6 protein-coding genes are annotated in these 7389 nt (G+C 72.8%); all 6 read left to right on the plus strand.

Features of this window, described 5'->3' with window-relative positions; all coding sequences use genetic code 11:
• Positions 1-54: 54 nt before the first annotated feature.
• Positions 55-1419, plus strand: coding sequence for a phosphomannomutase/phosphoglucomutase (locus E6R18_RS18695; RefSeq protein ID WP_136318032.1), 1365 nt, complete (start codon positions 55-57; stop codon positions 1417-1419).
• A gap of 972 nt (positions 1420-2391) precedes the next feature.
• Positions 2392-2574 (plus strand): Trm112 family protein, encoded by a 183-nt coding sequence (locus E6R18_RS18700; RefSeq protein WP_136318044.1) that lies wholly within the window; start codon positions 2392-2394, stop codon positions 2572-2574.
• A gap of 56 nt (positions 2575-2630) precedes the next feature.
• The gene (locus E6R18_RS18705) at positions 2631-3767 is read left to right on the plus strand and encodes an SIS domain-containing protein (protein ID WP_136318045.1); all 1137 of its coding nucleotides are present in this window, start codon (positions 2631-2633) and stop codon (positions 3765-3767) included.
• Positions 3768-3937: 170 nt separating this feature from the next.
• Positions 3938-5155: a mannose-6-phosphate isomerase, class I gene (gene manA / locus E6R18_RS18710; RefSeq protein ID WP_136318033.1), complete on the plus strand. Its 1218-nt coding sequence runs from the start codon at positions 3938-3940 to the stop codon at positions 5153-5155.
• Between the two features lie 90 nt (positions 5156-5245).
• Positions 5246-6403 (plus strand): cation diffusion facilitator family transporter, encoded by a 1158-nt coding sequence (locus E6R18_RS18715; protein ID WP_240799783.1) that lies wholly within the window; start codon positions 5246-5248, stop codon positions 6401-6403.
• Between the two features lie 268 nt (positions 6404-6671).
• A partial coding sequence (locus tag E6R18_RS18720) for an adenosylhomocysteinase (RefSeq protein ID WP_136318034.1) occupies positions 6672-7389 on the plus strand: 718 nt, incomplete at its 3' end.

Raw genomic sequence — 7389 nt, forward strand, 5'->3', positions numbered from 1 at the left:
CCGCGGGCCGCCGGGTAGTTTGGCGGTCCGCAGAAACCCCAGGAGGACCGGCCCGTGACCGCAGACCTGTCGCAACTCGTGAAGGCGTACGACGTGCGCGGAGTCGTGCCCGACCAGTGGGACGAGCCGCTGGCCGAACTCTTCGGGGCGGCGTTCACCGAGGTGACCGGCGCGGACGCGATCGTGGTCGGCCACGACATGCGCCCCACCTCTCCCGGCCTGTCCGGGGCGTTCGCCCGGGGTGCGGCGGGCCGCGGAGCCGACGTCACCATGATCGGCCTCTGCTCCACGGACCAGCTGTACTACGCGTCCGGGGCGCTGGACCTGCCCGGCGCGATGTTCACCGCCTCGCACAACCCGGCGCAGTACAACGGCATCAAGATGTGCCGGGCGGGCGCGGCACCGGTGGGCCAGGACACGGGCCTGGCGGACATCCGCACGCTGGTGGAGGAGTGGTCGGAGACGGGCGCCCCCGAGCCGCGCACCACTCCGGGCACGGTCACCGAACGCGACACCCTCACCGACTACGCCGTCCACCTCCTCTCCCTGGTGGACCTGACGGCGATCCGCCCGCTGAAGGTGGTCGTGGACGCGGGCAACGGCATGGGCGGCCACACGGTCCCCACCGTCTTCGCGGACCTGCCGGTCGACCTGGTCCCGATGTACTTCGAGCTGGACGGCACGTTCCCGAACCACGAGGCCAACCCCCTGGACCCCAAGAACATCACGGACCTCCAGGCCCGTGTCGTGGCCGAGGGCGCCGACCTGGGCCTGGCCTTCGACGGCGACGCCGACCGCTGCTTCGTGGTGGACGAGCGGGGCGAGGGCGTCTCCCCGTCGGCGATCACCGCCCTGGTCGCCGCCCGAGAACTCGCCCGCAACGGTGGCCGGGGCACGGTCATCCACAACCTGATCACCTCCCTCTCCGTCCCCGAGGTCGTACGCGAACACGGCGGCACCCCGGTCCGCACCCGGGTCGGCCACTCCTTCATCAAGGCCGAGATGGCCGCCCACGGCGCGATCTTCGGCGGCGAGCACTCGGCGCACTACTACTTCCGCGACTTCTGGAACGCCGACACGGGCATGCTCGCCGCCCTCCACGTCCTCGCCGCGCTCGGCGGCCAGCAGGCCCCCCTCTCGACCCTGGTCGCCCAGTACGACCGCTACGCCGCCTCCGGCGAGATCAACTCCACGGTCGACGACCAGCCCGCCCGCACAGCCAAGGTCCGCTCCGCCTTCGCCGACCGCGACCACATCACCACGGACACCCTCGACGGCCTCACGATCACCTCCCCCCACTGGTGGTTCAACCTCCGCCCCTCGAACACGGAGCCGCTGCTGCGCCTGAACGTGGAGGCGGAGAACGAGGAGACGATGCGGGCGGTACGGGACGAGGTGCTGGGGCTGATCCGGGGCTAGGACGCGCCGGTGCCATCTCCGGCCTTCGTGCCCGCTTCCGGCCCCCACGGCGCCTCCCGCTCGCCGCTTACGGCCGCTCCGGGCTGCTTGCGGCCCTTGCGGCTGATTTCGGCCGTGCGGCTGCGCGTTCGCTTCCGGCCGGTCCAGGCTGATTTCGACCCTGCGTCCGCGCGTTCGCTTCCGGCCCTTGCGGCTGCTTCTAGCTCTGCGTCCGCGCGTTCGCTTCCGGCTGTTCCGGGTTGCTTGCGGCCCTTGCGGCTGCTTCCGCTTCCGGCCTTCGCGGCCGCTTCCGTCCGACCCCTGCGGCAACGTCCAGCCGTTCCGGCCCTTCCGATCGCTTCCGCCCCTGCTGCCACTGCCGGCCCTTCCGACTACTGCCGGCCCTCCGTCCCACTCCAGCCCTTCCGACCACTCAGGGCGCTGGCGTCCCGCAGCTGCTTTTCCACCGCTGCCAGTCCCTTCGGCCACTGAGGCACTGGCCGCCTACTCCAGCCCCTCCGGCGTTTGAGGAGCGGGGTCCGGGGCGGAGCCCCGAATCCCGGGCCGTAGGGCCGCTGGAGATGCTGGCTGCCCACTTCCAGCCTCCGCGGACGCCCAGCCCCGGCGGCGCTTGAGGCAAGGCGCGGGGCAGGGCGCGCAGCCGCGAACTCTCCGCCTCGCCGGCGCCGAGGCGGAGAGCGGAAGCCCTCAGCCCTCAGCCTCGCCGGCGTTTGAGGCGTGGGGTCCGGGGCGGAGCCCCGAATCCCCGGCCGGAGGGCCGCTGGAGGTGCTGGCCGCCCGCTCCCAGCCTCGTCGGCGTTTGAGGCGCGGGGGCCCGGGGGCGGAGCCTCCGGTTTCGGGAAGGGGCGGGGAGGGGAGAAGGCCCGCCGCAGGCGCCCCCCAGCCCCCCCAGCGGTAGGCTGACCTCGCCACACGCACACAGAACACCGCGCCCCGCCCGCCAAGACACATCCCGCCCGAAGGGACCACCCCATGCCGCTCGAAGCCGGCCTCCTGGAGATCCTGGCCTGCCCCGCCTGCCACTCCCCGCTCGACGACAGGTCGGGCGCCGACAGCCCGGAACTGGTCTGCACGGGCAAGGACTGCGGCCTGGCATACCCGGTACGGGACGGCATCCCCGTACTCCTCGTCGACGAGGCCCGCCGCCCCGCGTAACCGGCAGCGCCACCCGCACCAGCCGGCGACCGGCACGTGATCGGAGGACCGTCCCCATGCTCGACGAGTCGTTGCTCGACGCCCCGGAAGCCCTGGCCCGAGCCGACCGCCGCGGTCTGCTCCGCGGCGCCGCCGAGGCGGGGGCCCGGGTCCGTACCGCCGCCCGGCACGCGACGGAGGCCGGGATCACCGAGCTGAACCCGGAGGGCCGCCCCCGCGCCGTCCTCGTCGCCGGCTCCGGCACCGCCGCGACCGGCGTCGCGGACCTGATCGCCGCGCTCGCCGGCGCCTCCGCCCCGGTCACCCGTATCCACCCGACCGGCGTCGCCCCCGCCCCCGGCGCCCTGCGCTGGACGCTGCCCGGCTGGGCCGGTTCCGTCGACCTGCTGCTCATCGCCACGGCGGACGGCTCCGAACCGGGCCTCGCCCTCCTCGCGGAGCAGGCGTACCGCAGGGGCTGCACGGTCGTGGCCGTCGCGCCCCTGCGGTCCCCGCTGCGGGAGGCGGTCCACGGGGTGCACGGCCTCGTCGTACCGATGGCCTCCGCCCCGCACGGCGAGTACGACGCCGAGACGTCGGCCGCCGGCCCCGGCACGCTCTGGGCCCTGTTCACCCCGCTGCTCGCGCTGCTCGACCGCGTCGGCCTGGTCACCGCCCCCGCCGACGCGCTGCAGAGCGTCGCGGACCGCCTGGACCGCACGGCGGAGCGCTGCGGCCCGGCCATCGCCACGTACAGCAACCCGGCCAAGACCCTCGCCGCGGAACTCGCGGACAGCCTGCCGCTGATCTGGGCGGAGGGCGACGCGGCCGGCCCGGTCGGACGCCGGTTCGCCGCGGTCCTGGCGGAGCTCTCGGGCCGCCCGGCCCTCGCCGCAGTGCTTCCGGAGGCGCTCCCGGCGCACGGGGGCTTGCTGGCGGGCGCGTTCGCCGCCGCGGCGGACCCGGACGACTTCTTCCGCGACCGCGTCGAGGAGTCGGAACGCCTGCACGCCCGGGTGGTCCTGCTCAGGGACCGCCCCACCGGCGGCCTCAGCGCCGCCCCCGCGGCCCGCGAACTGGCCCTGGGCCACGACACTGCGATCAGCGAGCTCGAACCCGAGGAGGGCAGCACACTCGAATCCCTCGCCGAACTGCTCGCCGTCACCGACTTCGCCGCCGTCTACCTGGCCCTCGCCTCGACAGCCGGCCACTGAACGCCCGAACGCCCGAACCAACCGGACGCACCGAAGGCACCGAACGCCCGAACAACCCGAGCGCACAACGGCGCCCCGCGCACCGCACAGCTCCCGCACCCCATCGAGACAACGCAACGCCACGCCACGCCACGCAACGCCACGCAACACAACGCACAAGGACACACTCCATGGACCGGCTCTCCAACACCGTGCGCCCGTACGCCTGGGGCTCGACCACCGCGATCCCCGCCCTGCTCGGCGTCGCCCCCACCGGCGAGCCGCAGGCGGAGATGTGGATGGGCGCCCACCCCGGTGCCCCCTCCCGGATAGCCCGCACCGGCGCCACCTCCACCGCATCGGCCACCGCCGAACAGGCTGCCGCAGAACAGGCCCTCACCGAGCAGGCCCTCACCGACGTCATCGCCGCCGACCCGGTCGGCGAACTCGGCGCGGCCACCGTGGAGAAGTTCGGCCCCCGCCTCCCCTTCCTGCTCAAGTTGCTCGCCGCAGGCGCCCCCCTCTCCCTCCAGGTCCACCCGAACCTGGACCAGGCACGGGCGGGGTACGCGGACGAGGAGCGCCGGTCCGTCCCGATCGACGCCCCCCACCGCACGTACAAGGACGCCAACCACAAGCCCGAACTGGTCTGCGCGCTCACCCCCTTCGACGGCCTGTGCGGATTCCGCCGGCCCCTGGAGGCCGCCGAGGCGATGGAGGGCCTGGGCGTCGACTCCCTCAAGCCGTACGCCGATCTGCTGCGCGCCCAGCCCGAAGAGGACGCTCTGCGCGAGGTCCTGACGGCGATCCTCACCGCGGACCCGGAGGAGATGGCCGACACGGTGGCCGCAGCCGCGGCCGCCGCGGAACGGCTCGGCGGCGCCTACGCCCCGTACGCCCGCATCGCCCACCACTTCCCGGGCGACGCCGGCGTCATCGCGGCCATGCTGCTCAACTACGTGCGGCTCCAGCCCGGCGAGGCCCTGTTCCTCGGCGCCGGCGTCCCGCACGCGTACCTCGACGGCCTCGGCGTCGAGATCATGGCCAACTCCGACAACGTGCTGCGCTGCGGCCTGACGCCCAAGCACATCGATGTCCCCGAACTCCTGCGCATCGTCCGTTTCGAGGCGACCGATCCGGGAATCCTGCGCCCCGAGGCGTCCCCCTTGGGCGAAGAGCTGTACGAGACGCCGGTCGACGAGTTCCGCCTCTCGCGCTTCGACCTGTCGGCCGGCGCCGCCCCCATCGACCTGACCGCGCCCACGCCCCAGATCCTGCTCTGCGCAGCGGGCACTCCGCGCACCGGTGAACTCGCTCTCGGCCCCGGCGAGTCGGTCTTCGTACCGGCGGGCGAACCGGTCCGGGTGTCCGGAACGGGCATGCTGTTCCGGGCCACGGTGGTGGCCTGACGTACCGTCCGCGGTACGGCGGCTGCAACAATGTGCCGCCGTACCGCGGCCGCCGGAGCCGCAGCACCGAAGAAGGGACACCAGCCACCCATGAGTGCGTCAGGCGGAACCAAGGCGATCGTGGCGGCACTCGGCGCCAACCTCGCGATCGCAGTGGCCAAATTCGTCGCGTTCCTGTTCAGCGGCTCGTCGTCGATGCTCGCGGAGAGCGTCCACTCCCTCGCCGACTCCGGCAACCAGGGGCTGCTGCTTCTCGGTGGCAAGAAGGCCCAGCGCGAGGCCACCCCCCAGCACCCCTTCGGGTACGGCCGCGAGCGCTACATCTACGCCTTCCTCGTCTCCATCGTCCTGTTCTCCGTCGGCGGCATGTTCGCGGTCTACGAGGGCTACGAGAAGATCAAGCACCCCCACGAGCTGGAGTCCTGGTACTGGCCGGTCGGCGTGCTGGTCTTCGCGATCATCGCCGAGGGCTTCTCCTTCCGTACGGCGATCAAGGAGTCCAACCAGACCCGCGGCTCGCTCAGCTGGACGGACTTCATCCGCCGCGCGAAGGCCCCGGAACTCCCCGTCGTGCTGCTGGAGGACTTCGGCGCGCTCATCGGTCTCGCCCTCGCCCTCGCCGGCGTCGGCCTGGCCATCGGCACCGGAAACGGCGTGTGGGACGGCATCGGCACCCTGTGCATCGGCCTCCTGCTGATCGCCATCGCCATCGTCCTGGCCGCCGAGACCAAGTCCCTGCTCCTCGGCGAAGCCGCCGGCACCGAGCAGGTCGACAAGATCAAGGCCGCGGTCGTGGACGGTGACACCGTCACCGGCATCATCCACATGCGCACCCTCCACCTCGGCCCCGAGGAACTGCTGGTCGCCGCCAAGATCGCGGTCCAGCACGACGACACGGCCGGCGAGGTCGCCAACGCCATCAACGCCGCCGAGTCCCGCATCCGCGAGGCCGTCCCGATCGCCCGGGTGATCTACCTGGAGCCGGACATCTACAACGAGGCGGCGGCCGCGGCCGGCACCAACCCGGCCAAAACCCCGGGCGGGGACGCCACCACCCCGGGCGGGGACGCCACCACCCCCGGCCCACAGGCCCCGGAACCGGGAGCCCCCGAACCCGAGGCCACCGAACCCGGAGCCACCGACACCCCGGCGGACCCGTCGGACCCGGCGGACCCGGCGGACCCGTCAGGCCCGGCGGACCCGCCAGGCCCGGCGGACCCGTCGAGCCCGACGGAATCCGGCCGCTGACCGCATAGGACTCGCCATCGCCTACCCCGTACAGCCGCTCCCGCCCCGGCACCGCTCCGGTGGACTGGGAGCGGCTGCGCCGTTCGGTGTAGATTCGACGGCAGTGTCAGACGTCGCTGCTGATGGCGGTCGATCGGTCCGTACACCGGACCGGCCGAGGGAGAGAGGGCCTCCGACGGACTGCGCTGCGAGCGCCCGGGCATTCCTGTGCCCGCCGCCGCAGAGCCGCCCTACCCACCCTCGACTCCACAACGAGGAGCAGCCCGTTATGACGACGGTCGCCAATCGACAGGACTTCAAGGTCGCCGACCTCTCCCTCGCGGCTTTCGGCCGTAAGGAGATCACTCTCGCCGAGCACGAGATGCCCGGCCTGATGTCGATCCGCAAGGAGTACGCCGCCACCCAGCCGCTGGCCGGCGCCCGCATCACCGGCTCGCTGCACATGACCGTGCAGACCGCCGTGCTGATCGAGACCCTGGTCGCCCTCGGCGCCGAGGTCCGCTGGGCCTCCTGCAACATCTTCTCCACCCAGGACCACGCGGCCGCGGCCATCGCGGTCGGCCCGGACGGCACCCCGGAGGCCCCTGCCGGCATCCCTGTCTTCGCCTGGAAGGGCGAGACGCTGGAGGAGTACTGGTGGTGCACGGAGCAGGCCCTGACCTGGCCGAACACGCCCACCGGCGGCCCCAACATGATCTTGGACGACGGCGGTGACGCCACCCTCCTCGTCCACAAGGGCGTCGAGTTCGAAAAGGCCGGCGCGGCCCCGGACCCGGCGACGGCGGACAGCGAGGAGTACGCGCAGATCCTCACGCTGCTCAACCGCACGCTGGGTGAGTCCCCGCAGAAGTGGACCCAGCTGGCCTCCGAGATCCGTGGTGTCACGGAGGAGACCACGACGGGTGTGCACCGGCTCTACGAGATGCACCGCGACGGCACTCTGCTGTTCCCGGCGATCAACGTGAACGACGCGGTCACGAAGTCGA

The sequence above is a fragment of the Streptomyces sp. A1277 genome, from assembly GCF_004795015.1.
Lineage (GTDB): Bacteria > Actinomycetota > Actinomycetes > Streptomycetales > Streptomycetaceae > Streptomyces.

What these genes read in the sequence shown, in the direction of transcription:
- E6R18_RS18705 (WP_136318045.1), top strand. Translation starts at nt 2,631, where the DNA reads ATGCTCGACGAGTCGTTGCTCGACGCCCCGGAAGCCCTGGCCCGAGCC.
- manA (WP_136318033.1), top strand. Translation starts at nt 3,938, where the DNA reads ATGGACCGGCTCTCCAACACCGTGCGCCCGTACGCCTGGGGCTCGACC.
- E6R18_RS18700 (WP_136318044.1), top strand. Translation starts at nt 2,392, where the DNA reads ATGCCGCTCGAAGCCGGCCTCCTGGAGATCCTGGCCTGCCCCGCCTGC.
- E6R18_RS18715 (WP_240799783.1), top strand. Translation starts at nt 5,246, where the DNA reads ATGAGTGCGTCAGGCGGAACCAAGGCGATCGTGGCGGCACTCGGCGCC.